The organism is Ponticaulis profundi, assembly GCF_042659465.1.
GTDB lineage: Bacteria > Pseudomonadota > Alphaproteobacteria > Caulobacterales > Hyphomonadaceae > Ponticaulis > Ponticaulis profundi.
On sequence record NZ_JBHSSW010000009.1, the window covers coordinates 120948 to 146759 of the forward strand.

29 protein-coding genes are annotated in these 25812 nt (G+C 53.6%); 14 read left to right on the top strand and 15 right to left on the bottom strand.

Going from position 1 to position 25812, the window contains the following annotated elements; translation table 11 throughout:
- Positions 1–6 precede the first annotated feature (6 nt).
- Both ACFQDM_RS08085 and ACFQDM_RS08090 read right to left on the bottom strand, forming a co-directional pair.
- Entirely contained in the window at positions 7–549 is a 543-nt protein-coding gene (locus ACFQDM_RS08085) for a biliverdin-producing heme oxygenase (RefSeq protein ID WP_377377812.1), read from the bottom strand.
- 8 nt (positions 550–557) lie between these two features.
- The gene (locus ACFQDM_RS08090) at positions 558–1445 is read right to left on the bottom strand and encodes an ATP-grasp domain-containing protein (protein WP_377377815.1); all 888 of its coding nucleotides are present in this window, start codon (positions 1443–1445) and stop codon (positions 558–560) included.
- Between the two features lie 90 nt (positions 1446–1535).
- Between ACFQDM_RS08090 and ACFQDM_RS08095 the strand changes: the two genes are divergently transcribed.
- The gene (locus ACFQDM_RS08095) at positions 1536–2531 is read left to right on the top strand and encodes an adenosine kinase (RefSeq protein ID WP_377377818.1); all 996 of its coding nucleotides are present in this window, start codon (positions 1536–1538) and stop codon (positions 2529–2531) included.
- Here ACFQDM_RS08095 and ACFQDM_RS08100 read toward each other — a convergent pair.
- Positions 2528–3127, bottom strand: coding sequence for a 2-hydroxychromene-2-carboxylate isomerase (locus tag ACFQDM_RS08100; protein ID WP_377377821.1), 600 nt, complete (start codon positions 3125–3127; stop codon positions 2528–2530). The two genes, ACFQDM_RS08095 and ACFQDM_RS08100, sit on opposite strands and share 4 nt — an antisense overlap.
- A 129-nt stretch (positions 3128–3256) precedes the next feature.
- Between ACFQDM_RS08100 and ACFQDM_RS08105 the strand changes: the two genes are divergently transcribed.
- The 3 genes from ACFQDM_RS08105 to ACFQDM_RS08115 are packed head-to-tail and all read left to right on the top strand — an operon-like array spanning position 3257 to position 6181.
- The gene (locus ACFQDM_RS08105) at positions 3257–4495 is read left to right on the top strand and encodes a hypothetical protein (RefSeq protein WP_377377824.1); all 1239 of its coding nucleotides are present in this window, start codon (positions 3257–3259) and stop codon (positions 4493–4495) included.
- Positions 4470–5591: a hypothetical protein gene (locus ACFQDM_RS08110; protein WP_377377827.1), complete on the top strand. Its 1122-nt coding sequence runs from the start codon at positions 4470–4472 to the stop codon at positions 5589–5591. The genes ACFQDM_RS08105 and ACFQDM_RS08110 overlap by 26 nt, the downstream gene beginning before the upstream one ends.
- Positions 5588–6181 (top strand): CBU_0592 family membrane protein, encoded by a 594-nt coding sequence (locus ACFQDM_RS08115; protein ID WP_377377829.1) that lies wholly within the window; start codon positions 5588–5590, stop codon positions 6179–6181. The genes ACFQDM_RS08110 and ACFQDM_RS08115 overlap by 4 nt, the downstream gene beginning before the upstream one ends.
- Positions 6182–6184: 3 nt before the next feature.
- Here the strand turns inward: ACFQDM_RS08115 and hslU are convergent, their stop codons facing one another.
- Genes hslU through ACFQDM_RS08135 form a run of 4 tightly spaced genes read right to left on the bottom strand, consistent with a single transcriptional unit; the run spans position 6185 to position 11311 of the window.
- On the bottom strand, positions 6185–7489 hold the full coding sequence (gene hslU / locus ACFQDM_RS08120) for an ATP-dependent protease ATPase subunit HslU (protein ID WP_377377832.1): 1305 nt from the start codon (positions 7487–7489) through the stop codon (positions 6185–6187).
- Entirely contained in the window at positions 7482–8570 is a 1089-nt protein-coding gene (locus ACFQDM_RS08125; protein ID WP_377377835.1) for a hypothetical protein, read from the bottom strand. The genes hslU and ACFQDM_RS08125 overlap by 8 nt, the downstream gene beginning before the upstream one ends.
- The gene (gene hslV, locus ACFQDM_RS08130) at positions 8560–9129 is read right to left on the bottom strand and encodes an ATP-dependent protease subunit HslV (protein ID WP_377377837.1); all 570 of its coding nucleotides are present in this window, start codon (positions 9127–9129) and stop codon (positions 8560–8562) included. The genes ACFQDM_RS08125 and hslV overlap by 11 nt, the downstream gene beginning before the upstream one ends.
- Before the next feature lie 58 nt (positions 9130–9187).
- Complete coding sequence (locus ACFQDM_RS08135; RefSeq protein ID WP_377377840.1) at positions 9188–11311, bottom strand: putative bifunctional diguanylate cyclase/phosphodiesterase; 2124 nt, start codon at positions 11309–11311, stop codon at positions 9188–9190.
- 131 nt (positions 11312–11442) lie between these two features.
- Here ACFQDM_RS08135 and hisB point away from each other — a divergent pair, with 131 nt between their 5' ends.
- From hisB to ACFQDM_RS08160, 5 genes are read left to right on the top strand one after another with little or no spacing between them, the layout of a single operon-like run.
- Positions 11443–12042, top strand: a complete 600-nt coding sequence (gene hisB / locus ACFQDM_RS08140) for an imidazoleglycerol-phosphate dehydratase HisB (RefSeq protein ID WP_377377843.1) — start codon at positions 11443–11445, stop codon at positions 12040–12042.
- 28 nt (positions 12043–12070) lie between these two features.
- Positions 12071–12712, top strand: a complete 642-nt coding sequence (gene hisH, locus ACFQDM_RS08145) for an imidazole glycerol phosphate synthase subunit HisH (protein ID WP_377377846.1) — start codon at positions 12071–12073, stop codon at positions 12710–12712.
- Positions 12709–13437 (top strand): 1-(5-phosphoribosyl)-5-[(5-phosphoribosylamino)methylideneamino]imidazole-4-carboxamide isomerase, encoded by a 729-nt coding sequence (gene hisA, locus ACFQDM_RS08150; RefSeq protein ID WP_377377849.1) that lies wholly within the window; start codon positions 12709–12711, stop codon positions 13435–13437. Before hisH ends, hisA begins: the two co-directional genes overlap by 4 nt.
- Positions 13431–14195, top strand: a complete 765-nt coding sequence (hisF, locus tag ACFQDM_RS08155) for an imidazole glycerol phosphate synthase subunit HisF (RefSeq protein WP_377377851.1) — start codon at positions 13431–13433, stop codon at positions 14193–14195. Before hisA ends, hisF begins: the two co-directional genes overlap by 7 nt.
- An 11-nt stretch (positions 14196–14206) precedes the next feature.
- Entirely contained in the window at positions 14207–14554 is a 348-nt protein-coding gene (locus ACFQDM_RS08160) for a phosphoribosyl-ATP diphosphatase (RefSeq protein WP_377377853.1), read from the top strand.
- Positions 14555–14566: 12 nt separating this feature from the next.
- Here the strand turns inward: ACFQDM_RS08160 and ACFQDM_RS08165 are convergent, their stop codons facing one another.
- From ACFQDM_RS08165 to ACFQDM_RS08175, 3 genes are read right to left on the bottom strand one after another with little or no spacing between them, the layout of a single operon-like run.
- A complete protein-coding gene (locus ACFQDM_RS08165) occupies positions 14567–15181 on the bottom strand; it encodes a Smr/MutS family protein (protein ID WP_377377856.1) in 615 nt (204 codons plus the stop codon).
- On the bottom strand, positions 15178–16425 hold the full coding sequence (gene mltA, locus ACFQDM_RS08170) for a murein transglycosylase A (RefSeq protein ID WP_377377858.1): 1248 nt from the start codon (positions 16423–16425) through the stop codon (positions 15178–15180). Before mltA ends, ACFQDM_RS08165 begins: the two co-directional genes overlap by 4 nt.
- Complete coding sequence (locus tag ACFQDM_RS08175) at positions 16395–16979, bottom strand: Tim44/TimA family putative adaptor protein (protein ID WP_377377861.1); 585 nt, start codon at positions 16977–16979, stop codon at positions 16395–16397. The genes mltA and ACFQDM_RS08175 overlap by 31 nt, the downstream gene beginning before the upstream one ends.
- Positions 16980–17104: 125 nt before the next feature.
- Between ACFQDM_RS08175 and secB the strand changes: the two genes are divergently transcribed.
- On the top strand, positions 17105–17563 hold the full coding sequence (secB, locus tag ACFQDM_RS08180) for a protein-export chaperone SecB (RefSeq protein ID WP_377377864.1): 459 nt from the start codon (positions 17105–17107) through the stop codon (positions 17561–17563).
- On the opposite strand, the gene dnaQ is transcribed toward secB, so the two are convergent.
- The 5 genes from dnaQ to ACFQDM_RS08205 form a co-directional block, all read right to left on the bottom strand.
- Positions 17548–18255, bottom strand: a complete 708-nt coding sequence (gene dnaQ / locus ACFQDM_RS08185) for a DNA polymerase III subunit epsilon (RefSeq protein ID WP_377377867.1) — start codon at positions 18253–18255, stop codon at positions 17548–17550. The genes secB and dnaQ overlap by 16 nt on opposite strands.
- A gap of 12 nt (positions 18256–18267) precedes the next feature.
- Positions 18268–18861: a dephospho-CoA kinase gene (coaE, locus tag ACFQDM_RS08190; RefSeq protein WP_377377870.1), complete on the bottom strand. Its 594-nt coding sequence runs from the start codon at positions 18859–18861 to the stop codon at positions 18268–18270.
- An 87-nt stretch (positions 18862–18948) separates the two neighbouring features.
- On the bottom strand, positions 18949–19782 hold the full coding sequence (locus tag ACFQDM_RS08195) for a shikimate dehydrogenase family protein (protein ID WP_377377872.1): 834 nt from the start codon (positions 19780–19782) through the stop codon (positions 18949–18951).
- The gene (locus tag ACFQDM_RS08200; protein ID WP_377377875.1) at positions 19779–20375 is read right to left on the bottom strand and encodes a Maf family protein; all 597 of its coding nucleotides are present in this window, start codon (positions 20373–20375) and stop codon (positions 19779–19781) included. The genes ACFQDM_RS08195 and ACFQDM_RS08200 overlap by 4 nt, the downstream gene beginning before the upstream one ends.
- Positions 20375–21214 (bottom strand): pyruvate, water dikinase regulatory protein, encoded by an 840-nt coding sequence (locus tag ACFQDM_RS08205; protein WP_377377878.1) that lies wholly within the window; start codon positions 21212–21214, stop codon positions 20375–20377. Before ACFQDM_RS08205 ends, ACFQDM_RS08200 begins: the two co-directional genes overlap by 1 nt.
- Positions 21215–21543: 329 nt before the next feature.
- On the opposite strand from ACFQDM_RS08205, the gene hemE reads away from it, so the two are divergent.
- From hemE to mnmE, 4 genes are all read left to right on the top strand, one after another.
- Positions 21544–22587 (top strand): uroporphyrinogen decarboxylase, encoded by a 1044-nt coding sequence (hemE, locus tag ACFQDM_RS08210; protein WP_377377882.1) that lies wholly within the window; start codon positions 21544–21546, stop codon positions 22585–22587.
- Between the two features lie 4 nt (positions 22588–22591).
- Positions 22592–23023, top strand: a complete 432-nt coding sequence (locus ACFQDM_RS08215; RefSeq protein WP_377377884.1) for a CopD family protein — start codon at positions 22592–22594, stop codon at positions 23021–23023.
- A gap of 140 nt (positions 23024–23163) precedes the next feature.
- The gene (gene rho / locus ACFQDM_RS08220) at positions 23164–24450 is read left to right on the top strand and encodes a transcription termination factor Rho (RefSeq protein WP_377377887.1); all 1287 of its coding nucleotides are present in this window, start codon (positions 23164–23166) and stop codon (positions 24448–24450) included.
- Positions 24451–24485: 35 nt separating this feature from the next.
- Positions 24486–25811: a tRNA uridine-5-carboxymethylaminomethyl(34) synthesis GTPase MnmE gene (mnmE, locus tag ACFQDM_RS08225; protein WP_377377890.1), complete on the top strand. Its 1326-nt coding sequence runs from the start codon at positions 24486–24488 to the stop codon at positions 25809–25811.
- Position 25812: the final 1 nt, after the last annotated feature.

Genomic DNA, 25812 nt, shown 5'->3' on the forward strand with positions numbered 1-25812 from the left:
TTGTACTTAATCCACTAACTTCGCTGCCGCGCGATACGCACTGAACGTGTTTTTCGCAGCATCAATAATCTCAGAGCTGTCTGATGACCAGACACCCGCTTTCAGATCTATAACCAGTCTCTTCCAGACAGGTTTCAGATCGGCGCCGGATAAATAGGCCGAGGCGGTCTCGACGAGCGCAGGATTTGAAGACCGCAGCTGATCAAGCTGCAACTGGTTTCCAAGATTTGAACCGGCAAGCACATAGCTGGCTCCGACCGGGTGGCCAGGCCCGTCCAGCATCAGTCGGTGTCTTGAACGGGAAAAGCCAAGCGCCTGCAAATCCGCAGAGATTTTCTGGCGCAGCGCAGAAAGATCGACTGCGTAGGGATTACGTTTATCAAAACAGCAAGTCAGCCAGTTCAGAGCACAGTCATGTGCTCGCAGGAATCCGGCAAACCCCTCAGCCGTCGATATGTTGAATCTGGAAAAAGCAGCTTCGGTGAGCGTGTGTTCGGGTCGGGTCCGGTTTCGCAAGTCCGATCTCAGATCCGTCGAACCGGTAGTCATCGTCGTAGTCAGTTCATTCGCCCCAAAAGTGCTCGCACAAACATCTCGCCCAACCCATCCGATTGCTCTGGATAAAGGTAGGGTTCGATCAACTCAAGCTCCATCAATTTCAGCTGATCATCGTCTCCTCGCACCAGATCTACACGGGCGTAAAGCGGAGAAAAATCAAGCAGGTCCAAGACTGATTTTGCCTCAATCTGGCTAGAACGCAGCAATTCGGATCTGGTTCCATCGATTCGTGATTCTTTTCCGCCATACGAAGACTGAATGCGGTAATCCCCGCCCGTCGCCTGCTTCAGAACAGCATGAGAAAACGCACCATCAATCATGATGACGCTGATTTCCCCTTCGGTCTGAATGGATGTCAGGAATGGCTGGACCATGGCATCAAAGGGATAATCGGTCTGCGGATCGCCGCGCTTGAGAAACAACTGGTCCTGAGCGCCCGCGCCAACCTGGCGCTTCACAACCAGACGATCAGACTGAAAATGATCGAAGGCATGCTCAACGTCTGCCGCAGACGGTTTTGAAAGCCAAAGCGTCGGGATGGTTGCAGCCCCCTTTTCCGCCAGTTCTCTGAGATAGGTCTTCTTCAGATTCCAGGCGACGATGTCTGCGGAGTTGAAAACCGGTACGCCCAGCGCTTCGATTTCCCGCAGTCGTTTCAGGAAGTTTTGCGGGTCATCCCAATAGTCCCAGGTCGTACCAATCACCACGGCATCAAAGCTCGCCCAGTTTACATTTGGCGCATTCCAGTCAATGGGTACGAACTGATGTCCAAGAGAAGTGAGCGGCTCACCGAGCGCCTGAACTGACAAGTCATGTTCGAACGCATCGACACGCCGGTTCGGACTGTCCGGAAGCGTTGATTTGCAGGCCAGGTAAGCTATTTTCATTTTTTCTTGAACAAACTTGTTTTAACTCGCTTAAGTTGATCGCGGTTCTTGAGATCGCTTGCTGTACAACACCAATTAAAGAAAACCCGCATGCAGGATTTATACGACGTCGTTGGAGTAGGAAACGCAATTGTTGATGTGATTGCGTCTGTTCCGGAAGGCTTTCTGGATACACATCGTATCCGTAAAGGCGGAATGACGCTGATAAGTCAGGACGAAGCCAACAAACTCACCGAAGCCTTCGGCGATAACTGCCGTCGCATACCGGGTGGTTCGGGCGCGAATACCATTGCAGGCATTGCAAGTTTTGGCGGTACGACCGGTTATATCGGCAAAGTCGCTAACGATCCGCTCGGGAAATTCTTCCGAAAAGGCATGGAAAAAGTCAGCATCCATTTTCCAACGCCGTCTCTTGAAAAAGGCCCCGGTTCAGCAAGCTGCATGATCGCTGTGACGCCAGATGGCGAGCGCTCCATGAGCACATATCTTGGCGCATCGACAGAATTCACAGCAAGTGATGTCGATGCAGACATGATAACCGGCGCAAAAATCCTTTATCTGGAAGGGTATCTCTTCGACAAGGATGCCGCCAAAAAAGCCTTCGTTCATGCCTCCCAGATTGCAAAGAAAGCCAATCGCCGCGTTGCGCTGACGCTTTCAGACAGTTTCTGCGTTGATCGTCACCGCACCAGTTTTCGCCATTTGATCAGGGGTCATGTCGACTTGCTGTTCGCGAACGAGGCGGAACTTCTCTCGCTTTATGAGACGAGCGATTTTGACTCCGCCATTGAATCTCTTCGTAAGGATGGCGCGACCGCCGCGGTCACCCGTTCTGAAAAAGGATCGGTGGTCATCACGCCGGATGAAATCATCTCCATGCCAGCCGAGCCTGTCCGCAAGGTCATCGACGCAACAGGCGCAGGCGATCAGTATGCTGCAGGCTTCCTGTACGGCTTTGCCCGCAACCGCCGCATGCGCGATTGCGCGAAGCTCGGCCACATCGCTGCAGCCGAAGTGATCTCGCATTATGGTCCGCGTCCTGAAACGAGCTATCGTCAGCTCGCAGTCAAAGCCGGCCTGCTCTAGATCCAGTTTTTCGCGGTCAGGGCATCTTCGACAAAATCGAGCCTGTCCTGACCAAAAAACATTTCATCTCCCACAAAGAAGGTTGGCGCACCAAAGGCGCCGCGCTCAACCGCTTTCTGCGTGTTGGCTTTCAGGCGCGCCGCATGGGCCTCATCACCCGCAAGCGCTTCAAATGCGTCAAAGCCAATTGGCGCATCAACCCAGGCCGCCTGTAAGAGATCAGGCCTGGAAACATCGACGGCTTTTTCCCAGACAAGTGAAAATCCAAAGCTGATGAAGGCTGGCAGTCGCTCATCGCCCTCCAGACCTGTTGCCGCAATCAGGAGGCTGCGTGTGTTCATGGGGAAGGCTGGATTAAAGACGAAGGGCTTCGCAAAACGCTTTGCATGCCGGGCCATGTCCCGCTGTATGAAGGCAGCCTTTGCCGGAATGGTCGGCGGCGGCTGAACCCCGGCGGCTTTCATCACCCCGCCAAGGAAGAATGGATGGAAATTGATGTTGCATCCTGTTCGTGCCTGCACATCCTGAAGCCTGGCCAATCCGATATAGGACATCGGGCTGACAAAATCGAAATAGAAGTCCACTGCGCCGCTCATTCACTTACCTCCCACAAATGTTGTATATGCAACATATAGAAAAGCTGCTCATCAGCCAACTGGCAAATCTGTGAGGGTTCCCTCAGCCCGCAAGACCCGGTAGCTTTCCCGCATGCACAAATGGGGGCCGTGTTGAGACTACAGACGATTGCACCTGTGATATCGGGTTTCGCTTTGAAGGCGGGTCTCGATCCGAAAGGCGACAAATACAGTGCGATCCTGGACAAGCTGCCCCGGAATTCGGACACGCTTCTGGTCCCCAATCGGGAAAATGGTGCCAACACAACCGAGTTTGATCGCCTGGAACAGGATGATTATGACTTGCGGCTTCTCGTCTGGAAGCCAGCTCCAGGTGCCGATGAAACGCAGATTGTGTATCATTTCTACCCGAATGGTATCTGCGTGGTTCAGGCCAGCTACACGATTGCGCGCAATTACGATTGCGATTTTCTGCAGAATGAAGCGCATGATTTGCTCAAAACCAGCATGAAGGCCCATGAGGACGACCTGAATCACTTGCTGGATGACCTGCGCGGGCGCATTCCAAAAGAATATCTCGATGATGGTGATGCCCCATCGAGAATGACGGATGAAAACATCTCTTGGGTGTCACGCGCTGTGATTCTTGATCCATCTCTGCGAAGCGATCCGGAAACGCAGACCTTTATCCGCAACTGGCTGAAAGAAACCGTCGATTACGAAGACGCCGAACATATCATTTCCGGAGAAGCCGACAGCTCCGTCAGCTGGGTCAATTACTTCTTCTTCGATACCGACCGTGTGAACGTTGAGGATGATCTGACATGCGTGCGCCTCGCACAGTGTTTTTTCGCCGCGCAATATGAACTGAACCGCCAGACCCAGCGTGCGATTGTCGAAGCAACGTTTTCCTCCAAAGAGATCCGGAGCGCCAAAGCAAAACTGTCCAATGCCCGAGAGCGTATGCAATTCCTGCATATCCAGTTCCGGACAAACAAAAGCTTCCTCAGACGTTCCCGTCGGCGCAAGCTGGATGACATACTTGAGGCCTGGGAATTTGGCGAACTTGTGCGAAATGGCGAGAAAATGATCGAGTCCTGCACAGACAAGATCAGTGAAATAACGGCAGACCGCTCAGAACGATCTGCCGTTATGACAGACCTGATCCTCGCCTTTCTCGCCCTGTTCACGGTGATCGACCTAGCGTTGTCTCTTATTTCCTACAGCCGTAATCTCATGTCCAACCCGGCACTGAATTACAATGATGATCGGGTGAGCTGGATTCTGCGGTTCTTCGCGAGCATCGACACCGATTACGTGCTGACAGGCGGTGTTATCTCCATACTCATTCTGGCGGGTATTTATGCATACTGGAAAATTGAAAGGTAAGCTTCTGGCCGGTCTGGCCAGCTGCCTGATCAGCACAGGAACGCTCAGTGCTTACGCGCAGGATGCTGGCTGGACGGTTTATACCGACACTTACCGGCCCTTTGTCGCTGCCCCCGATGAAGAAGAAGGCTCTTTATCCCGTCTGGTGCATCTCGTCCTGGAGGACATGGAGGCACCTTACGACATCAAATACATAGACTATGGCTATGCTCAGTATGCCTCGGCAAACAAGGCGCGTACGGCCAGTTTTCCCTGGCGTCAGAACGCTGAACGCAAAGAGAATTTCCTCTTCTCCAAGCCGCTCGCCACGGTCACCACAAAGCTTTTCTACAATCGCCGTATCCATCCGGACATGGCCGAACAGGACATAAACGGTCAATTCCGGATCGGTCTTGTCGAGGAGACGCTCTATGGCGACCAGGTCCGTGAAGCCATCGACAAGACGGCACCGAATGGCGCCTGTCCGTCAGAAGCCGGGAACGAGGAATCATCAGCACGTGGCTGCTTCCGGATGTTCCGATCAGAGGCTGCTGCGCTGAAAGCTTTGCTGACCGATGATATCCAGCTTCTGCCCATTCCGGTCGCGCTAAAAGCGGCCACCATGCAATCCGTCTTCCCGTTTCAGGAAAACCTGATCCAACCGCTTGATGGCATTTCCGAAACCTATGATCTGCATCTGATCACCGGGAAGGGAAAAGAAGGCGAAGCGTTCATTGCAGCCTTCAACAAAAGCTTTGACCGCCTTATCGCGCATGATGTCGTCGATGTCTGGCAGTTTTCCGAGGCTGGCTTCGATCCGGAAATTGCACCGCCTGCCCAGCTCGTTAAGTCAGAGGGTTTTCCGGTTATCACCGGACGCCAGTGCATTGACGGTGAAGGACCGAGCTGCCGAGGCGGTCGAAACGTCTATTACGCTTTGCCGCCCGGTACGCGCGTGCTTGTGCTGGAATGGAGCCCAGCCATAGCAAATCCATCGAATACAGATGAGCGGTTGTTCCGGACCATGACGGAAGAGACGAAAGTGCTGACTCTGGACGAACCAGAGGTCGGTCGGGAGTTGTATGTGAAGACAATGCATATATCACTGGCGGAATGATTGCGTATTCCATCGGCTGGCTTGCCACGACCCTGTATCTGATTGCGCAGGGCTATATTTCACTGAACCCGAATTATAAGCGTACACCCTTCTTTGTGTTGAATATTCTGGCAGGTATTCTGCTGACAGGCGCGTCGGTCGGGATGGAGTCCTATCAGGCGGTCGCCGTCAACGCGTATTGGGCCATTGTAAGCCTCGCCGCTCTTTTTCACCTGTTCACCCGGTTTCACTTCCGCATGCCCATTCCCTGGCTCTGGGGCATTTGCGGCTTGCTGGCCGTCGCATCGATTGCAGGAATCCTTGCGCTTGGCCCGACGGGTCCATTGATTATTGATGTGATCGGCTGGAACGGCACAATCATCTATTGCGGGTCATACTTCCTGATGGCCATCCGGAATATCTCGCGGATCAGCTATCTCTGGGTCAACGCAATATCAGGCGTCATGCTGCTGCCGGCCTATGCCATGGCAGACAACTGGCCGAGCTTTGTCCTGAATGTTGTGTGGGTGATCCTGTCCGTCATCGGTGCTGTCCGGGGCGAACGCATGGCGCCGCCCCGTAAAACCGTCATCACGCCGGATCCGGAATAAATCCTAGAGAATGTACTTGGAGAGGTCGGCATCCTGCGCGAGATCGCCGACTTGTTTCTCCACATTTTCCGCCGTGATGGTGATGGTCTCTCCAGACCGGTCTGGCGCTGTGAAGGAAATATCATCGAGCAGGCGTTCCATCACCGTCTGCAGACGACGCGCCCCAATATTCTCAACGCTTTCATTCACGCGCTCAGCCAGCGTGGCCAGCGCATCAATCGCATCATCGGTGAACTCAAGCGTGACATTCTCCGCGGCCATCAGCGCCGTGTACTGTTTGATCAGGCTGGCTTCCGGCTCCGTCAGAATGCGGCGGAATTCTTCACGGGTCAGCGCTTTTAGCTCAACACGGATTGGCAGGCGGCCCTGCAGTTCCGGCAAAAGATCGCTTGGCTTGGCAACATGGAACGCACCTGACGCGATGAAGAGAATATGGTCGGTCTTCACCGGGCCACGTTTCGTAGAGACCGTGGTCCCCTCGATCAATGGCAGAAGGTCACGCTGAACGCCTTCGCGGGAGACATCCGCGCCGCCGCGCTCTGAACGCGCTGCAACCTTATCGATCTCATCCAGAAACACGATGCCATCTTCCTCGACGGCTTTGACGGCTTCGCGAACGATGACTTCCTCGTCCAGGAGTTTGTCACTTTCCTCTGTCAGCAGCGGCGCATAAGCGTCTGCCACCTTCATCCGGACCCGCTTGGTACGGCCACCCATGGCTTTACCGAACAAATCGCCCAGATTCAGCATGCCCATCGAGCCACCACCGCCCGGCAATTCCATCATGTCCATCGGATTGGATGTATCAGCCAGCTCCAGATCAATATCGCGATCATCCAGCTCGCCGGATTTGAGCTTCTGGCGGAAGCTTTCCCGCGTTGACGCCTGGGCCGTCTGTCCGACCAGCGCATCCAGCACGCGTTCTTCAGCTGCTTTTTCGGCACGCGCGCGGATTTCCTGCCGGCGGCGATCCTTGATCATGCCAATCGCAGATTCCACCAGATCGCGTACAATCTGTTCGACATCGCGACCGACATAGCCGACCTCTGTAAACTTGGTCGCTTCGATCTTGATGAAGGGCGCATTCGCCAGCTTCGCCAGGCGACGCGAAATCTCGGTTTTACCGACACCCGTCGGACCGATCATCAGAATATTCTTCGGTGTGATTTCTTCTCTCAGGCCTTCTTCGACCTGCTTGCGACGCCAGCGATTGCGCAGCGCAATAGCGACCGCTCGTTTGGCATCTTTCTGGCCAATAATGTGGCGATCGAGTTCAGAAACAATTTCACGCGGGGAATACTCAGACATTCAATCGGGGCTCCGGTGGGAAAATTCGTGACCAAATACCGGTCGAAGGGAAGGGTAGAAGTAGGATGCGACGAGCGGTTCGCCAACCACCGCCCAGCAAAACGATCAGTCCGCCAAGGAAAAGCAGCGGGCCTGCAATCTTCATCAGGGCTGAATCGCCGAACACCTGAAAGAGGGACCAGACCGCAAAACCGAAGCTGATCAGACCGGACAGAATGAGCGCGCGCCGGTTCAGCAGGATCGAAAGAACCGCAAGTCCAGCGAGCAGGCTGACCATCGCCATTGAGCCCGATGTCCCCTGCAAATCCAGAAGACCTCGCAGGCCATAAACAAGCTGAGGGGCGGCTGCGACATGCAGCCAGAATCCATTATCGGAAATACGGGTCGTCCGCTGCGGATCGCGCGCATCGAAAGCAATCGCCGCAAGCAGACACAGCACACCGCAAAGCAGCAGGGTTTCATAGCCGAAGGCGATCAGAAACGCTGCTGATGTCACATTGATTGCCATCAGCATCATGGTGAAAGGCAATCGAAATCGCAGATAAAAAAGAAACGCTGCGAGAAAGGATGCCCCGCAGGTGATGAGCAGGCTGGAGCGCGTATCTGAAGACAGCGCACGCGCTGTGTCTTCAATTGTGCCCTGACCTTGTGAAAAGCCGTTCAGAGCATTGGTCGTCGTGCCTTCGATCTGGATCCAGGCCGACAAGGCAAACGCGGCCACACCAACGAACAAGGTGAATAAACTCGCCAGAACAATGCTCGGTAGGAGCATGCGGCGTCGCGCGCAGAAATACTCCGATAGTGCCCACGCAATAACAGCAAGCGGAATACAGATGGTCACCGTCAAATGCTTATAGGTAACCGCGCCAAAACTCAGAATGGACGCTGCCGCAATCAGGCCAAGAAACAGAAGCACCAGGCCGACGCTGAGAAAAATGTCGTTCAGATTGGACAAAAACCGCAGAGATTCGTTTTCACCTTCACCATCACCAGGCGACCGGAAGCTCTCTTCCATGCGTTTCGCCTGGTCAGCGGTGATGATGTTCGCCTCTACGGCAGCGCGAAGCTTGTCACGATCCACTGTCTAACACTTCCAGAGTGAAGCTCGAATTCGTGAAAACACAGATGTCAGATGCGATTTCCATCGCGCGACGCGCAATCACTTCAGCATCTTCTTCATACTCATAGAGGCCGCGCGCAGCTGCGACTGCATAATGACCGCCAGAGCCGATGCCCAGAACATGATGCTCCGGCTCAATCACATCGCCCTGACCGGAAATCAGCAGCGTAACGTTTGAGTCGGCAACGATCAGCATGGCTTCCAGCTTCTGGAGGTATTTTTCGGTGCGCCAATCCTTGGCAAGCTCGACAGCAGCACGCTGGAGCTGATCGGGATAACGCTCGAGCTTTTGCTCCAGACGCTCAAACAGCGTGAAGGCGTCAGCGGTCGCACCCGCAAAGCCAGACAGCACCTTGCCCGGAATCAGCTGACGCACCTTTCGTGCATTGCCTTTCATAACGGTGTTGCCAAGTGAAACCTGGCCATCACCGATCAGAGCGAGTTTCCCGTTTTTGCGAACGGCAAGAATGGTCGTTGCGCGCCATTTGCCATCATTTTCGTGTGTAGCATGCGTTGTCATGCGAGCTATTTGGCGATGCGGGTTGAAAATCGCAAGCCATTTGCGCATGGCCGCCGAATTACTTCGTTCCTGTCAAACGCTGAAGGAAGGTCTCATCCACCACTTCACCAAATGGTCTCCATTCCTGAAGGAAGGTCGTAAATTCTTCAGGCGGCAATGGCTTCGAATAGAGATAGCCCTGTGCCAGCGTGCAACCGCGGCGGCGAAGGAAATCACTTTGCGCAGGCGTTTCCACGCCTTCGGCAACAGTTTCGAGCCCCATGGTTTCGGCCATTGCGAGAATCATCTCGATCACGGCCGGAGCCTGCTTGTCCGAATGAAGTGCGCTGACGAATTGCTGGTCGATCTTGAAGACGTCGAATGGAAGCTTGGTCAGCGTGACAAGGTTGGAGTGGCCCGCACCGAAGTCATCAATCGCCAATCGCACGCCCATCGCGCGAAGCGGACGCATGATCTCTGATACGCGCTCGGTATCCGCAACCGCCATGGTTTCCGTGATTTCCAGTTCCAGACGACCTGGCGGCAAGCCCGCATCTCGAAGCGCCGACAGGACTTTTTCAGCAAAATCTGCTTCTTCAAACTGAAGCGGCGAGACATTTACCGCGACTTTGCAGTCATGACCGGCTTTCATCCAGCTCGTCGCCTGCTCACAGGACTGACGCAGAACACATTCGCCAATACGCGAGATCAGACCGAGTTGCTCTGCCATCGGAATGAAGATGCCTGGCGAAATGAGGTCACCATCCGCGCGCTGCCAGCGCACAAGCGCCTCGGCGCCGGAAATCTGTCCCGTACAGAAATCGATTTTCGGCTGAAAGTAGGGAATAAATTCTTCGCGCTCGATCGCGCGGCGCAGATCCGCTTCCAGATGAAGGCGGTCCATCGCGATCTTGTTGAGCTTGGTTGAATAAAAGCGTGCTTTTCCACGACCTGCGCGGCGCGCTTCCTTCAGCGCTAGATCAGCGTTCTTGATCAGATCCTCGCTCTTCACTCCATGGATCGGCGCAAGTGCAATTCCGCCGGAAAGACCAAGCGTAATCGCCTGCCCCCCAATTTCCAGCGGTTGGCGCATGGAAGAAATGATCAGTTGCATCAGACGGGTAATGTCTGATTTCGCATCAATGTTCGGTACCAGAACAGCAAACTCATCACCGCCAAGGCGCGCCACGACGGAAGGCTGCGAGCCCGCATCCATGAGACGGACGGTTTTATCAGCACTGTTAAGCGCCTTGCGGATACGCATCCCGATCAGGGAGAGCGCTTCGTCACCCTTTTCCGGTCCAAGGGTTTCATTGACCCAGCGAAAGCGATCCACATTCAGAATGATGACAGCGGCAAAGCAATCGTCAGCGCGCGCGCGAAGGGCCCGGTTCAAATGACGCAGGAAATGCTCGCGGTTCGGCAAATCCGTCACAGAGTCGACAAAGGCGAGGCGCTGGATCTGACGAAGCGTGACATCCATGCGGGACATCATCGAGTTGAAGGCTTCACCGAGCGTATCGAACTCATTTCCGGCGTTCACATCGATACGGGATGAAAGCTGATTGGCATTCATGCTGGATGCAAAATCTGTCAGGCGCCGCAGTGGATCTGTCACGCGGTGGATCTGATAGGCCGCAATCGGAATCGCGAGCGCACACACCAGACAGGCCGTTCCCAGGCTCCAGATAATCGTCTTGGTCCAGTTGAAAACGGAGGCGGTCATTGGAATTTTCAGGCCAATCACGCCAACACGTCGTCCATTGTTCCAGATCGGGCGCGCAATCACCGCGCCGTCGGATACCATGTACTGAACCGTTTCAGATGTTTCGGCCGCACGCTCAACAGCGCGGCGAACCTGCTCGCCGCCCTCAGTCTCGATCGCTTTGTCAAAAACAGGCTGAAGGTCCGCGTCCAGCGCCTGAAAGGCTGCAATATTCGAAACGCTCTCGACAACCGGCATGATCAGCCTGCCATCATCGGCCTCCCGATCCTGCAACATACGTTCGAGATATTTGGCATAAGCGGCCACATTGCGCTGCGCCATGACTTCGACGTCGCGGCGCATATTCATCTGGTCGTAATAGACATTTGCGGCGGTGAATATGACAGACGCAAGCAGAATCAGCCCACACACAAACACCATAAAGGACGTGCGAAGACTCCAACTCTTTTTACGCTTTGGCGTCTTCCGACCTGCCATTCTAACCCCGAAACGGTACCGGAACCGAACTCATTTTCAGTTCATCAGGTAATCAGTATGAGAATTTATTTAGAAATCAGTGAATATCGCGTTACATGTTCCACCAAATCTGGAAAATGAGTCCTTAACCTATGAGTCAGACTGCACGCAGCGCCAAAGTCGTTCGAGAAACCAAGGAAACCCAGATCGAGGTTGAGGTCACACTCGACGGATCGGGTCAGTCCAAGATCGAAACCGGTATCGGTTTCTTCGATCATATGCTGGAAAGCTTTACCAAGCACTCAGCCATGGATTTCACGATCAAAACGGTTGGCGATCTGCATGTCGACATGCACCACACGGTCGAGGACACCGGTATTGTCATGGGCCAGGCGGTTGCAAAGGCGCTTGGTGATTTCAAAGGCATTTCCCGCTTTGGCCACAGCTATGTCCCGATGGACGAAACGCTCAGCCGGGCGGCCATTGATCTGTGCAATCGCCCCTATCTGATCTGGAAAGTTGACTTTTCCCGGGACAAAATCGGCGACATGGACACAGAACTCTTCAAGGAATGGTTCCAGGCCTTCGCCATGAACTCAGGCGGTTGTATTCATGTAGAAAATATCTACGGCGAAAACTGCCACCACATTATCGAGAGTTGCTATAAAGCCCTGGCGAGATCTCTCCGTCTGGCGGTTGCGCCCGATCCGGTCTTTGCAGGACAGGCTCTGTCCACTAAGGGATCACTGTAAATACGATTTGCGGTGAAAGTACCTCTTCATGCCGACCATTGTCCTTATCGATTATGGTGCAGGAAATATTCCATCCGTTGAACGGGCTTTGGAAGTTGCCTTGCGCGATACCGGACTGTCATTTGACGTGCAGGTGACGGACCGACCAGAGCATGTTCTGGCGGCTGATCGCATTGTGATTCCAGGTGTTGGCCATTTTCGTGACTGCCGTGATGGACTGTTCAAACCAGACGGGATGATCGATGCGTTGAACGAAGCCTGCCGCACCAAGGCACGACCAACGCTCGGCATCTGCGTCGGCATGCAGTTAATGGCAGACATCGGACTTGAAGACGGTAAGACCGAAGGCCTTGGCTGGATTCCCGGTAAGGTCGATGCCATCCCAACCAGCGCAGGTCTGCCCATCCCGCATATGGGCTGGAACGAATTGATCGTCCATTCTAACCACCCTGTTCTGGATGGAATTGAAGATGGCGATCACGCCTATTTCGTCCACTCTTATCACTACCGGCCGGAAAGCAGTTCAGATTTGCTTCTGACAACCGATTATGGCGGCACGATTACCGCCGCGATTGGTCGCGATACGCTGGTTGGATCGCAATTCCACCCGGAAATCAGCCAGGCCACCGGGCTGCGCCTTCTCAAAAACTGGATTAGCTGGAACCCATGAGTTTTACCCTTTATCCCGCGATCGATCTCAAACAGGGCCAGTGCGTCCGGCTTATCCAGGGCGATATGGATCAGGCGACCGTATTCAGCCAGTCTCCGGCTGATCAGGCCAAAGCCTTTGAGGATATGGGGTTCAAATATCTGCACGTGGTCGATCTTGATGGCGCGTTTGCCGGACAGAGCGAAAACCGCGAATCCGTTGCGAACATTCTGAAGACAGTATCCATGCCCGTTCAACTGGGCGGTGGCATTCGCAAACGCGAACATGTTGAAGCCTGGCTCGATGCCGGGATTTCAAGGCTCATTCTTGGTACGATTGCCGTGCGCGACCCGGACTTCGTCAAATCTGTTGCGCGCGACTTCCCTGGCAAGATTGCTGTCGGCATTGATGCGCGAAACGGCATGGTCGCCGTCGAAGGCTGGGCTGAAGTATCCGATCTCGACGCGCTCGATCTGGCCAAAGCGTTTGAAGACTCGGGCGTCGCAGCGATCATCGTCACAGATATCGGGCGGGACGGTCTGAAAACCGGCGTGAATGTCGATCTGACCGCCGACATGGCAAAATCCGTTTCCATTCCTGTCATTGCGTCCGGCGGTGTAAAGTCCTCTCAGGATATCAAGGACTTAAGAGAAAGTGGCGCTCCGATTTCCGGCGCTATTCTCGGCCGGGCCCTTTATGATGGTGACATCATTCCAAGTGAAGCTCTGGAACTTGCCTCATGCTGAAACTGCGCGTCATTCCCTGTCTGGATGTCAAAGAAGGCCGCACCGTAAAAGGTGTGAACTTTGTTGATCTGAAAGACGCGGGTGATCCCGTCGCACTTGCCAAAGCTTACAGCGAACACGGCGCTGATGAGCTTTGTTTTCTCGATATCTCTGCCTCCGAAGAGGGGCGAGGCACGATGCTGGATATTGTACGCGAAACCGCGCGTAATTGCTTCATTCCGCTCACAGTTGGCGGCGGTGTCCGAACACCAGATGACATGATCCGCCTCCTGCGCGCAGGCGCTGACAAGGTCGGTATCAATTCTGCCGCCGTTGCGAACCCCGCCATCATCGGGGAATGTGCAAACCGGGTCGGCCGCCAGTGTGTTGTGGTCGCCATTGATGCCCGCCAGACGACTCCCGGAAAATGGGAGATTTATACCCATGGCGGGAAACGGCCGACCGGTATTGATGCGGTCGAGTATGCGCGTGAGGCCAGCGAACGCGGAGCCGGCGAAATTCTGCTCACATCCATGGATAAGGATGGCACCAAATCCGGCTATGATATCGAACTGACGAAGAAAATCGTCGATGTCACCTCTGTTCCGGTGATTGCGTCCGGTGGCGCGGGTACGATTGATCACCTCATTGAAGGCATCAAGAAAACCGGAGCAACAGCCGTGCTCGCCGCTTCGATTTTCCACTTTGGTGAAATTGATATTCTCGACGCAAAGCGCGCAATGAAGGAAGCAGGTCTCGCCGTCCGGCTGGATCGATAGGAGTGTTTCACATGAAACTTGGGTCTGAAGAAAACTTCGCCGCGGTTCTGAAGCATCTCGCTGAAACCATTGATAACCGCGCGGATGCCGGAGATTCCGAAGCATCCTATACAGCGAAACTGCTGAAAAAAGGTCCGAGCAAGACCGCCAAGAAGATGGGCGAGGAAGCTGTCGAACTTGCGATCGCTCTGACCAGCCAGTCAGATGACGAAGTCATCGCAGAGACGGCTGATGTCATCTACCATTTGCTTGTGGCGCTTCGAAGCCGCGGCGTTTCCCTTGATCAGATCGCTGAAGAGCTCGCCAAACGGGAAGGCATATCCGGTCTGGTCGAAAAGGCGTCCAGGCCGAAAGAATAACAAGCGCTCGCGCTAGGCGCCAAGGCGCCGCAGAAACACGTAAAACGCGCCATCGCCGCCATGCTTCTGATTTGCTCGCGCATAGCCGGAAACATGGCCGCGAAAATCCGGTTCGGCGAGCCATTCCAGAAAGCGACGGCGAAGAATGCCCTGTCCATCCTTACCTTTGCCGGTAATCACCAGCACGCTGGTTTCACCAGACCCCCGGTGAAAGGACAGAAAACTCAAAAGCGTTGAACGCCCGGTATCCTGCGTATGTCCGTGCAGATCCAGCGTAGAACCAAAGGGTACACGCCCGCGGCGCACGCGCTTTTCCTGCCCCCGATTTGCTGGTTCACCTTTTATAGCATGTGGACGCGTTGGCTTTGATGGAATGCCTGTGCTCGGCGACGGTGAAAACCCACCGGCCAGGCGCGCAAGATCATCTGGCGTTGCTGATCCGCGTCCACGTTTTTGTGGAGATGTAACAGTCGGTTGGCGGCTCGGACCCAGCGGGATTGTTTGCTCATCCAGCTTGGGCTCATCGGTCGGCGTCGCGCGGGCTTGTGCCTCCTCCATGGGCTTGATCGTCTTCTGAACCCGCATCCACATGCGATGCTCTTTCGGTGTGAGATGGCGACGCGTCATGAGGCCTCGTCACTTTCGGCGAGTTCCTGCGGAAGAAAAACGATGAACCGGCCCGGATAATTCATACGCCCCGCGCGCGTTCCGGCCTCATCGCCCCAACCAAAGAAAATATCGCCCCGCTTAACGCCTTTGATCGCACCGCCGGTATCCTGCGAAATCAGCAAAAGGCTGGTTTCTTCACCTTGCCAGTTCGCCCCGGCATTCGGGATTTCCGTTTCGATGAAAAATGGCACACCAAGCGGATGGTGCTGCAAATCGACGGCAAGACTTCCCATCGGCGTCAGCGGCAAACCAGCTGCCCCTTGCGGACCTTCTTCGGGATCTTCGATGTCGCTGGCGCGGAAGAACACGAAGCGGGGATTTATATTCATCGCTTCGCGCGCGCGTTCTGGCCCAACCTTTTCCATCCAGGCCCTTATTCCCTGCATGCTGGCTTCTGATCTTTCGATCTCGCCTTTCTGAATGAGGTGATTGGCAAGTGATCCGAAGGGGCGATGATTGTGTGCATCAAAGCCTGCACGCATCACGCGTCCATCGGGGAAGGTCAGACGACCAGATCCTTGAATTTGAAGGAAAAACATGTCTGCCGGATCTGCATAGGCAATCGCATTTTTCGGCAATGTTTCGATATCAGCGCGCTCCGGATAAAGCACCAGCTTGCCGTTTCGGACCTGACCCCAGATTTTCTTGTTGCCATATTCGGGTTCGAAATCGCCCAAACGCGCTTCAATCAGATCATCCGGTCGCGCAGGAATCGGCTCAGACAACGACTCCGTCGGTTCGGCGGCCACCTGTAATTCCGGCTCATAATATCCGGTGAGCTTGTTGATTGGCTCTGCGGTGACGATTTCATAAGCGAAGAAATAGTCTTCAAAGAAGCGATGCAATTCGCCAACATCTTCGTATTTTTCAAGGACGGAACAGGCAGGCTTCCAGTCACCAACCGTCCCGCCATAAGGCGCATCAACGGAAACAGGTGCTTCTGCATCACGGCCCATAATGACGGTGCAGCTCTTCTTCATCGCCTTGAAGGCAGGTGAAATGTCAGTCTGCGGCCAAGATGTCAGATCAGAAAACGCAACGAATGTCCGCGAGAACAGTTCTGTCTGCGGTTCGCTTGTATCTTCCGGAACGGGCGTCGCCTCGCTCGGATCAGGAATTGGTTCCGGCTTGTCCTTCGGTTCACACGCACTGAGGAGTGCGAGCGCCGAAATCAGGCAGCTGACACGTCGGAGAGTTTCCAATTCGGGTTCCTGCTTTTGGTGTCGCGTTCAAAGGTCCAGAGTTCCTTTGTATCGCTGATCCGATCGCCATTTGTAAGCTCTGCTTCAAAAAGAACCGTCACTTCGGCCATGGATCCGCGCACATCGCCCGATTCTATCGCAGCATTCTTCAAACGCATCAGCTCCAGCGGCTCTTCACCAGACTCTTCGCGCTGTTTCAGCGCGCTGTCATAGTCCTGATAGATGTCGTCATTCAGAAGGTTTTTCAGTGAAGACCGGTCACCATCTGCGAAAGCTTTGACGATCATCTCGTAAGCGCCACGGGCACCTTGCAGGAATTCTCTCTGATTGAAGGACGGATCGATGCGGGAAATCTGACCGATTCCGCTGATCGAATCATCTTCCTCGTCGACTTCATCAGGATTGCGCACAACATGGACTGGCTGCGGACGTTGCTCTGCTTGTTCATCCCGGCGAAAAGCAGGCGGAGGCGCGCCTTTCTGCTTTCCGATCGTGGAAAACAGACGGGCGAAAATAAAAATCGCGACAGCAGCGAGAAGTAAAATTTCGACCATCGTGTGTTTATCGCGTCCTCTGACTATTTGACTTCAGCCTACATATAGGCAGGTTTTGAAAAAGTTCAGCTTTTGAATGACATTTATCGCTCGTTCCGTACACGCAAGAAAGAGGCCTCTTGAACATGCCAAGTGATTCCCAGCCGTCCGAACCACCGCTTCCAAACATTCGTGTGCTCGCGCAATACGCTAAATCGGTGTCCTTCGACAGCAAGGATGGCGTACAGGCCGCCGGTTTGCCAAGTCAGCCAAACATCGAACTTGGAATTGATGTTGGGGCAACAGCTGTTCAAGGCGGGCCTCATACCTATGAAACCAACATCAAGCTGATGGCGCGGGCGCATGTCCAGGACGAAACCATATTCGAGATTGAGCTCGTTTATGCTGGTATTTTCGATGTGAGCGGCGCACCAGAAGCCCATGTAGAACCGATCCTGATGATCGAATGTCCGAGATTGCTCTTTCCATTCGCAAGACGGGTGATCGCAGACATCACCAGAGAGGGCGGCTTCCCACCCCTATTGATCGATCCTGTTGATTTTGCAGGACTTTATAATGAACAGGTGAATCAGGCGTCTTCCTGAAGCGAACGCTCAAACCAGCGAGATGGTGCGTCCAGATCGTCGATAAATGCGCGATGACGGAAAATTTCGTCGGCCGTGATCAGACTTTTCAGCGGTGAAGGCCGCTGTTTTGCGGCGCGGCGTTTTCCACCATCCATGCCATCGTCTTCGCGCGCATCGAATGAAAAACTGCGGTGACGACCACCATTCAGTTCCAGATACACTTCGGCGAGAAGCTGAGAGTCGAGCAGAGCCCCGTGAAAGGTCCGCGCCTCGGCATTGACGTTGAACCGTTTGCAAAGTGCATCCAGCGAAACCGGTGATCCTGGAAACTTGGATCGCGCCATTGCAGCAGAGTCGAGCCAGCGATCATCCGGAATGGGTCGCCGACCCGCTTTTTTCAGCTCCATATTCAGAAAGCCGCGGTCAAATTTGGCGTTGTGCGCGACAATCCGTGCATCGCCGATGAATTCGAGCAGTTTGTCAGCAATCTCGGGATCTTCAAATTTCGGCTGCCCGACCAGCATGTCGTCGGTAATACCGGTAATCTTGATCGTTTCCTCAGAAACAGACCGACCCGGATCGACATAGGACTGGAAGGTTTCGCCGGTTGGCATGAAGTTTTTCACTTCCACGGCGCCAACTTCGATAATGCGGTCACCCTGATCGTGAAAGAGACCTGTGGTCTCGACGTCGAACATGATCTCGCGCATGGCGATGTTTCCCTAAAGTGTGCGTCGTAATGCTGAAATGAGAGCTTTTACCTGTTCTCTTGCATACTCAAGGTCAATCCGGGAGTTGATCACAAAATCTGCACGGGCGCGTTTTTCAGCATCTGGCAATTGCTTCGCCAGAATCTTCTCAAACGCATCTTCTGTCATGCCGTCCCGTCCCAGAACCCGCTTTCGCTGTTCCTCAGCCGTCGCAGAAACCACGATGGTGTAATCAACGCGTGCATCGCCGCCTGTTTCAAAAAGCAGAGGAATATCAAGCACAATCATGTCTGCGCCATCGCTTTTCGCTGTCTTGCGAAAATCGATCTGGGTTTGACCAACAAGTGGATGAACGATGGATTCAAGCTGTTTCATAGCGCCCGGATCGTTCAGAACCCGTTCGCGCAGACGCGTGCGATCAACCCGGTCTTCTACGATAACATCCGGAAAGACCTTTGAGAGTGGCTCGACGGCCAGACCGCCCGGTTCATATATGGCGTGGACAGCAGCATCAGCGTCGTAAACGGGAATGCCTTCATCGCGAAACATACTCGCTGTTGCACTTTTCCCCATGCCAATCGAGCCGGTCAATCCGAGCGTTAACACCTGCGTCTACCCCGCCTATTTCTTGTTTTGCCCAAGATGTACGGGCTCTGCACAGAAAATCCAACGCCTGTGTTTGATTTCAGACCCTCAGCGTGTCCAATCGCGACAGGCTTTCAGGGCTGCTTCACGATCCGGCGTTTCTTCAAACCAGATGTTGAAGGCATCAGCCGCCTGACCCACCAGCATGGGAAGCCCGTCTTCTGTCTTCCAGCCAGATGCTTGCGCCGCATTGAGCGTTTCTGATGCCGCGGCGCCATAGCTGATATCAATGAAATAGCCAGAATTCGTGGTTGGTAGCTCGATGCGACCGCCCGAATGACCCAGGCTGACCGTGTTGATCACCAGCGGAAAGTTTCCAGCCAGAACCTCGATCTGATCAAGCGTCGAAATCTCATCCACAAAGAGATTCATATGATCGGCCAGCGCACGTGCTTTTTCAGGCGTGCGGTTCAGAATGGAAAGTCTCACGCCCCGCTGACCAAGCGCATAGGCAACAGCGCGGGCAGCGCCGCCGGCACCAATCAGAAGCGCTTTTTCCGGAAGGTCAGGAATCCAGCGATCCAGCGACCAGAGAAATCCGCTCCAATCGGTATTGTCGGCAAACCAGGCAGGAGACACCTGATCAGTCTGAACATTCCGAAGTGTGTTCGCTGCGCCAATTTTCATCGCAGCGTCTGAAATGTCCGCCGCAGCTTCAAGCGCCGAGAGTTTATGGGGCAGGGTGACATTCAAGCCGGAAAATCCTGCACGACCAAGTGCTCGAATGTCTTCGGTCGGAGATGCCTCGAGCAGATCCAGCGCCAGATAGCGCGCATGTTTCTGATGTTTTTCATACCAGAATTCGTGAATTCGCGGCGACAGAGAGTGTTTTACCGGATGTCCGATCACCCCATAGAGCGCGGGTTGTCCGTCAAAGCTCATTCAGGAAGATCTCCGCGATCTCGCAGGAAGGACAAAAGCTCTATCAGCGGCAATCCGAGGATGGAAAAGTAATCCCCATCGATCCGGTTGAACAGCTGAACGCCCAGACCTTCGAGCTGGTACGCGCCAACACTTTCAAAGGCTGCATCACCAATCCGATCGAGATAATCCTCGATAAAGGCATCGCTTAACGGGCGCATGGTCAGTTTCGGACGGTTCACATGGCGCCAGACGGGTTTTCCATCCTGCGCAATCACGATCGCGCTTTCCAGATGATGAGCCTTCCCGGAAAATTGTTTCAGCCTTTCAAAGGCTTCTTCGCGGTTTGCAGGTTTATCAAAACCCTGACCGTCGAGTGACATCATCTGATCTGCGCCGATAACCAGACCTTTGGTCTGCGCAGAGACGCGGCAGGATTTCATTTCAGCCAGAAATTCAGCCTGCTCTTTCGGAGACAGACCTTCCGCCCGCATGGACTCTTTCAGACTGTCTTCATCGACCTGAGATTTCTTGATCTCAAAATCGAGACCAGCGTTTCGAAGCAGATCCGCTCGAATGCGGCTTCCGGAAGCGAGCGTAAGTTTAAGCGTCATCAGGATTCTTCACGAAGCAAATTGAGAATAGCAGCTGCTGTTTCCTCAACACTTCGGCGCGACACGTCAAGCGTTCGCCATTTCTGCTGTGCGAACAATCGGTTTGCTTTGGCAATTTCCGCCTTCACCTGATCATCATCGGCATAGCTGGAAAGCGCGGTTTCATTCAGCGACAGAAGTCGTTGCTGCCGGATCTGAACCAGGCGGTCGGGAGAGACTTTCAGCGCAACAACAAGCGGTCTTTTGCCATCCAGTTCCAGAAGCTGTTTTGGCGGAGGAACACCCGGCACCAGCGGCACATTCGCCGCTTTCACACCGCGGTTTGCAAGATAAACGCATGTCGGAGTCTTTGACGTGCGGCTCACCCCAACCAGGATGACATCTGCATTTCTGAGATTATCCGTCCCGGCCCCATCATCATGAGCAAGCGTATAGTTGATGGCTTCCATCCGCTCGAAATATTCTTCGTTGAGCGAATGCTGAGCAGCCGTCCGTTCGCTTGCCGGCAGTCCCAAATGCCGGCTCAGCATGTTTACGGATGAATCGAGGATCGGCAGAACCGGGTGACCCTTGGACCGACAATGGTTCTCAAGCTTGGTGCGCAGGGCGTCATCGGAAATTGTAAACCACACAATTCCGGGGGCAGAGTCGATTTCCTGTAGAACACGGTCCAACTGACGTGGAGATCGGACGAGATAGTAGTTATGTTCGAGCGGCATCACGTTTTCGAACTGGGCACAGGCCGCACGCATCACAGCGTTCAGCGTTTCGCCGGTCGCGTCCGAAACAAGATGTACGTTGAAATAAACCTGGAGCTTTCTTTTTGAGCCGTCCGCCAATGATCTCTACCCATTCTTCCACAGGACATGTGGATAATATGTGGATGGTTTATACTCTTATTCGTAATCCACAATGCAATTCACAAGGGGAAAATTCTCTCGCAATTGTTCTCGCTTTGTCGTCTGCATGTGGAGCTTAACAAATGGTTAACGCCTTAAACCTTGAGACTCTGCGGCTTTTCAGCCAGTTGAAAATAGGCGTTGTCTGTGGATGACATGTGGAAACCCTTGTGGGAAAAAGCCGGCAATCAAAGTCTTAATGATTTCTTAACTCAAACCCCGGGTTAGAAAATCATAATCAATAAGATTCATTATATAAGGATAAGGGCATGGCGGGTGCTGAAAGCTCTCTCTTCATCAAAACCGTGAAAGGGGAAATACCGGAAAGACCTCCGGTATGGCTGATGAGACAGGCCGGGCGCTACCTGCCTGAGTATCGAGAACTCAGAACACGTGCGAAAGACTTTCTGGATTTCTGCTACACGCCATCTCTCTCTGTTGAAGCCACTCTGCAGCCATTGAGACGGTTTCCACTAGATGCCGCCATTCTGTTCGCAGACATTCTGTTGATTCTGGACGCAATGGACCGTGATCTGCAATTCCTCCAGGGAGAAGGTCCTGTCCTTCGTCCTCTGGAAAAGGTCAGTGAACTTGATCTGGTTCCAATGCCAAAGATTCTGGATCGCCTGTCGCCCGTCATGGAGACGGTTGATCGTCTGAAGCAAAATCTGGACAAAGGATTTCCTCTGATTGGTTTTGCCGGATCTCCCTGGACGGTCGCTGTCTATGCGATTGAAGGTCGAGGCGGTACCGACAAGAAGAATCCGAAACTCTGGTCTTATACACGTCCAGAGGATTTGGATGCTGTTTTAGAAAAAATTACAGAAATAACAGTGCATTACCTGAAAAATCAGGTTGAAGCTGGTGTTGATGCGCTCATGCTGTTCGACAGCTGGGCGGAAAATCTCCCGACGCCGGTTTTTGAGCGTGTCGTGATCAAGCCGACCAGAAAGCTGGTGTCACGTTTGAAGGAAGAGGGTGTTTCGGTTCCGATCATCGGTTTTCCGCGGGGCGCTGGAGCGATGGTTCCGCGATATGTCGAAGAGACAGGTGTTGATGCGGTAGGTGTGGATACCGGACAAGTGCCATCCTTCATTCACAACATGCTTCCAAAGCACATTCCTGTGCAAGGACATCTCGATCCGTTGGCAATGATTGCGGGAGGGGATGAGATGCTGAACCAGGCGAAATCGATCATTTCGGCCTATGAAGGTCGTCCGCATATCTTCAATCTGGGGCATGGTATTACGCCGGATGCCAATCCGGAAAACGTGAAAATTCTGACGGAATATATCCGGTCTCTGGGAAGCTAGGCCTATGTTGTTTGAATGGATCCGCGCACTTCACATTATCAGCGTCATTGCCTGGATGGCCGGCATGCTGATGTTGCCAAGATTGATTGTCTATCGGATCGAAAGCGTTCCGGGCGGTGAGACCGATCAGACGATGGACAAGGCGATTCGCCGTCTTCGGATGATCATTCTCAATCCGGCAATGGTTCTCACCTGGGTTTTTGGTCTGACGCTTATTGCCTTGCAATGGCCTGGCATCATGTCTCAGGGCTGGATGCATCTGAAACTTGCCATGGTGCTCGGAATTTCCGCCATGCACGGCGTGTTTGTTGGGATGAGCAAGAAAGTTCACACGGAAAAGCAGCCAAAGGCGAAAACGCTGAGAATGCTGAACGAGCTTCCTTTCATCTTTGCGATCATTGCTGTCATCGCCGTTGTCGTTCAGCCATTCTCCTAAACTGAGGCTAAAAGACTTGACGCAACGGCGTTTTGGTGGCTTTGAAGAGTTACCTCGTCCGTAGGTGCATGTACGATTTTCAAATCAATCGTTTTCATATCGGCAAATATCTTTGCCAGATTTCCAGAATGCAGTGAGTCATGACAGAACCAGCAGCTGACCGTAATCAGGTCGCGCTACGCGATCTTAAGCTCAAAGCTCCAAAAGAGCTGCTTGAATACGCAGAATCTCTCGAAGTCGAAAACGCGTCTTCGCTCCGAACCCAGGATATGCTGTTTGCGATCCTGAAAGAACTGGCCGAACGGGATACCGAAATTCTCGGCGCCGGTGTGATGGAAGTGTTGTCCGACGGTTTCGGTTTCCTTCGATCACCAGAATCCAACTATCTTCCAGGACCAGACGATATTTACGTCAGTCCGCAACTTATCAAACGTTATGGTCTTCGTACCGGTGACACAGTGGAAGGCGAAATTCGCTCTCCACGTGATGGCGAGCGTTATTTTGCGCTTGTTCGCGTGTCCCGGATCAACTTTGAAGATCATGAGAACGCAAAGCATAAGATCCACTTCGACAATCTGACGCCGCTTTATCCGGAAGAGCGTCTTCACATGGAACCGCAGGATCCGACGAAAAAGGATCGTTCGGGTCGTGTCATCGATATCGTGGCGCCAATCGGTAAAGGTCAGCGTGCGCTGATCGTTGCGCCGCCACGTACCGGTAAGACGGTTCTGCTCCAGAACATCGCGTCCAGCATCGAAGCCAATCATCCGGAATGTTATCTGATCGTCCTTCTGATCGACGAACGCCCGGAAGAAGTGACGGACATGAAGCGGACAGTAAAAGGCGAAGTTATTTCTTCGACCTTTGACGAGCCGGCCTCACGTCACGTGCAAGTCGCTGAAATGGTGATTGAGAAAGCAAAGCGTCTGGCAGAACATGGCCGCGACGTTGTCATTCTGCTCGACTCCATCACGCGTCTCGGCCGTGCATACAACACAACCGTTCCATCTTCGGGTAAAGTATTGACCGGTGGTGTGGATGCGAACGCGCTTCAGCGTCCGAAACGTTTCTTCGGTGCGGCCCGTAACCTGGAGCAGGGCGGTTCTCTGACGATCATTGCAACCGCACTGATCGAAACCGGATCCCGTATGGATGAGGTCATCTTTGAGGAATTCAAAGGGACAGGTAACTCGGAAGTCGTTCTGGATCGCAAGGTTGCGGACAAACGCGTCTTCCCGGCGATCGACATTCTCAAATCCGGTACCCGGAAAGAGGAACTCATCACGCCGCCTGAACATCTCAAGAAAGCGTACATTCTGCGCCGCATCCTTAACCCGATGGGCACGTCCGATGCGATCGAGTTCCTGCTCGATAAGTTGCGTCAGACAAAGAATAACGATGAATTCTTCCAGTCGATGAACAACTAGACAATTGTTTCACGTGAAACATCGGGCAGGCTCATATGAACCAGTCCCTTTCAAATGATACGATCATTGCACTCTCGTCTGGCCAGGGCCGGGCGGGAGTGTCTGTTTTAAGGATTAGTGGTCCTCAAGCAGATCTTTTCCTGAAAACCTATTGTCGCGGCGCTGTTCCCGAACCTCGTATGTCAGCGCTCCGGTGGATCTATGACGAAGATGAGCAACGGGTCGATCAGGCACTGATCCTGAGATTTGTCGGACCGGACAGTTTTACGGGTGAAGACGTCATTGAACTTCATTGCCATGGCAGTCTGGCCGTGGTCGACGAAGTCCTTCGGCTTGCATGCCTGTTACCAGGTTTTCGGATAGCTGAGCGCGGTGAGTTTTCCCAAAGAGCGTTCGAAAATGAGAAACTCGATCTGGTCCAGATCGAAGGCATTTCAGATCTCATTGAGTCCACGACGACAAAGCAAATGCAGCAAGCCGCTCGATTTTTATCGGGGGATGCGAGTTCCCGGATTGAAGCCTGGCGAAAGCAAATACTTGAGGCGTCAGCCTATCTCGCTGCAAGCATCGATTTCTCAGATGAGGGCGATGTTGGTGAGTCGCCACATGGCCCAGTCCTTGATCTCCTGTCAGAACTCGAAACGGAGTTCACATCGGCATTAGATCGGTCAGAAAAGGCCTCGCGCGTCAGAGATGGTATTCGTGTTGCCATTATGGGGGCGCCGAATGTCGGAAAATCGACTCTGATGAATCTGCTCGCCGAGCGGGATGCTGCCATCATCTCTGATATTGCGGGAACAACACGAGATGTTCTGGAGGTGAGCCTGGTCCTCAACGGGGTTCCGGTGCTTCTCGCAGACACGGCCGGAATTCGCGAAACCGACGATCCGATTGAAGCAGAGGGCGTTCGCCGCGCGAGAAAGTGGGCGGCAGAAGCGGATATCCGCCTTTTTCTGTCGGAAATCGGTGATGACACGTCAAAGCCGGAAACGGATATCGATCTCTGGATCGGAACTAAAGCAGATTTGCCGCGAAACACCGATCAACCTTTTGATGTGAAAATCTCTGCGACGACGGGAGAGGGCATCGACGCGCTAAAATCACAGCTTTCAAATCGCGTTGCCGAACTGACATCGCTGTCTGAAGCGCCGAGCATTGTGAGGAGGCGCCATCAGTCTGCCATCGAACAGGCGATCGACGCTCTACGCTCCGCGCGTGCATTGCTGACTGAGAATGATGATGTTGATCTGGCTGCTTTTGAGTTATCACTTGCGCGGACAGCCCTTGATCAAATATTAGGTCGGGTCGATGTAGAGGATATCCTCGGCGAGGTATTTTCCGGATTTTGTGTCGGGAAATAAT

Bases quoted from the DNA above. Each gene is read 5' to 3' on its own strand.
- hisB (WP_377377843.1), top strand. From the start codon at position 11,443: ATGAGTCAGACTGCACGCAGCGCCAAAGTCGTTCGAGAAACCAAGGAA.
- hslV (WP_377377837.1), bottom strand. From the start codon at position 9,129: ATGACAACGCATGCTACACACGAAAATGATGGCAAATGGCGCGCAACG.
- hemE (WP_377377882.1), top strand. From the start codon at position 21,544: ATGGCGGGTGCTGAAAGCTCTCTCTTCATCAAAACCGTGAAAGGGGAA.
- hisF (WP_377377851.1), top strand. From the start codon at position 13,431: ATGCTGAAACTGCGCGTCATTCCCTGTCTGGATGTCAAAGAAGGCCGC.
- hisA (WP_377377849.1), top strand. From the start codon at position 12,709: ATGAGTTTTACCCTTTATCCCGCGATCGATCTCAAACAGGGCCAGTGC.
- ACFQDM_RS08200 (WP_377377875.1), bottom strand. From the start codon at position 20,375: ATGACGCTTAAACTTACGCTCGCTTCCGGAAGCCGCATTCGAGCGGAT.
- ACFQDM_RS08095 (WP_377377818.1), top strand. From the start codon at position 1,536: ATGCAGGATTTATACGACGTCGTTGGAGTAGGAAACGCAATTGTTGAT.
- ACFQDM_RS08090 (WP_377377815.1), bottom strand. From the start codon at position 1,445: ATGAAAATAGCTTACCTGGCCTGCAAATCAACGCTTCCGGACAGTCCG.
- secB (WP_377377864.1), top strand. From the start codon at position 17,105: ATGCCAAGTGATTCCCAGCCGTCCGAACCACCGCTTCCAAACATTCGT.
- mnmE (WP_377377890.1), top strand. From the start codon at position 24,486: ATGAACCAGTCCCTTTCAAATGATACGATCATTGCACTCTCGTCTGGC.
- ACFQDM_RS08135 (WP_377377840.1), bottom strand. From the start codon at position 11,311: ATGGCAGGTCGGAAGACGCCAAAGCGTAAAAAGAGTTGGAGTCTTCGC.
- dnaQ (WP_377377867.1), bottom strand. From the start codon at position 18,255: ATGCGCGAGATCATGTTCGACGTCGAGACCACAGGTCTCTTTCACGAT.
- ACFQDM_RS08100 (WP_377377821.1), bottom strand. From the start codon at position 3,127: ATGAGCGGCGCAGTGGACTTCTATTTCGATTTTGTCAGCCCGATGTCC.
- ACFQDM_RS08195 (WP_377377872.1), bottom strand. From the start codon at position 19,782: ATGAGCTTTGACGGACAACCCGCGCTCTATGGGGTGATCGGACATCCG.
- rho (WP_377377887.1), top strand. From the start codon at position 23,164: ATGACAGAACCAGCAGCTGACCGTAATCAGGTCGCGCTACGCGATCTT.
- ACFQDM_RS08110 (WP_377377827.1), top strand. From the start codon at position 4,470: ATGCATACTGGAAAATTGAAAGGTAAGCTTCTGGCCGGTCTGGCCAGC.
- hslU (WP_377377832.1), bottom strand. From the start codon at position 7,489: ATGTCTGAGTATTCCCCGCGTGAAATTGTTTCTGAACTCGATCGCCAC.
- ACFQDM_RS08215 (WP_377377884.1), top strand. From the start codon at position 22,592: ATGTTGTTTGAATGGATCCGCGCACTTCACATTATCAGCGTCATTGCC.
- ACFQDM_RS08165 (WP_377377856.1), bottom strand. From the start codon at position 15,181: ATGACGCGTCGCCATCTCACACCGAAAGAGCATCGCATGTGGATGCGG.
- ACFQDM_RS08175 (WP_377377861.1), bottom strand. From the start codon at position 16,979: ATGGTCGAAATTTTACTTCTCGCTGCTGTCGCGATTTTTATTTTCGCC.
- ACFQDM_RS08085 (WP_377377812.1), bottom strand. From the start codon at position 549: ATGACTACCGGTTCGACGGATCTGAGATCGGACTTGCGAAACCGGACC.
- ACFQDM_RS08115 (WP_377377829.1), top strand. From the start codon at position 5,588: ATGATTGCGTATTCCATCGGCTGGCTTGCCACGACCCTGTATCTGATT.
- ACFQDM_RS08160 (WP_377377853.1), top strand. From the start codon at position 14,207: ATGAAACTTGGGTCTGAAGAAAACTTCGCCGCGGTTCTGAAGCATCTC.
- hisH (WP_377377846.1), top strand. From the start codon at position 12,071: ATGCCGACCATTGTCCTTATCGATTATGGTGCAGGAAATATTCCATCC.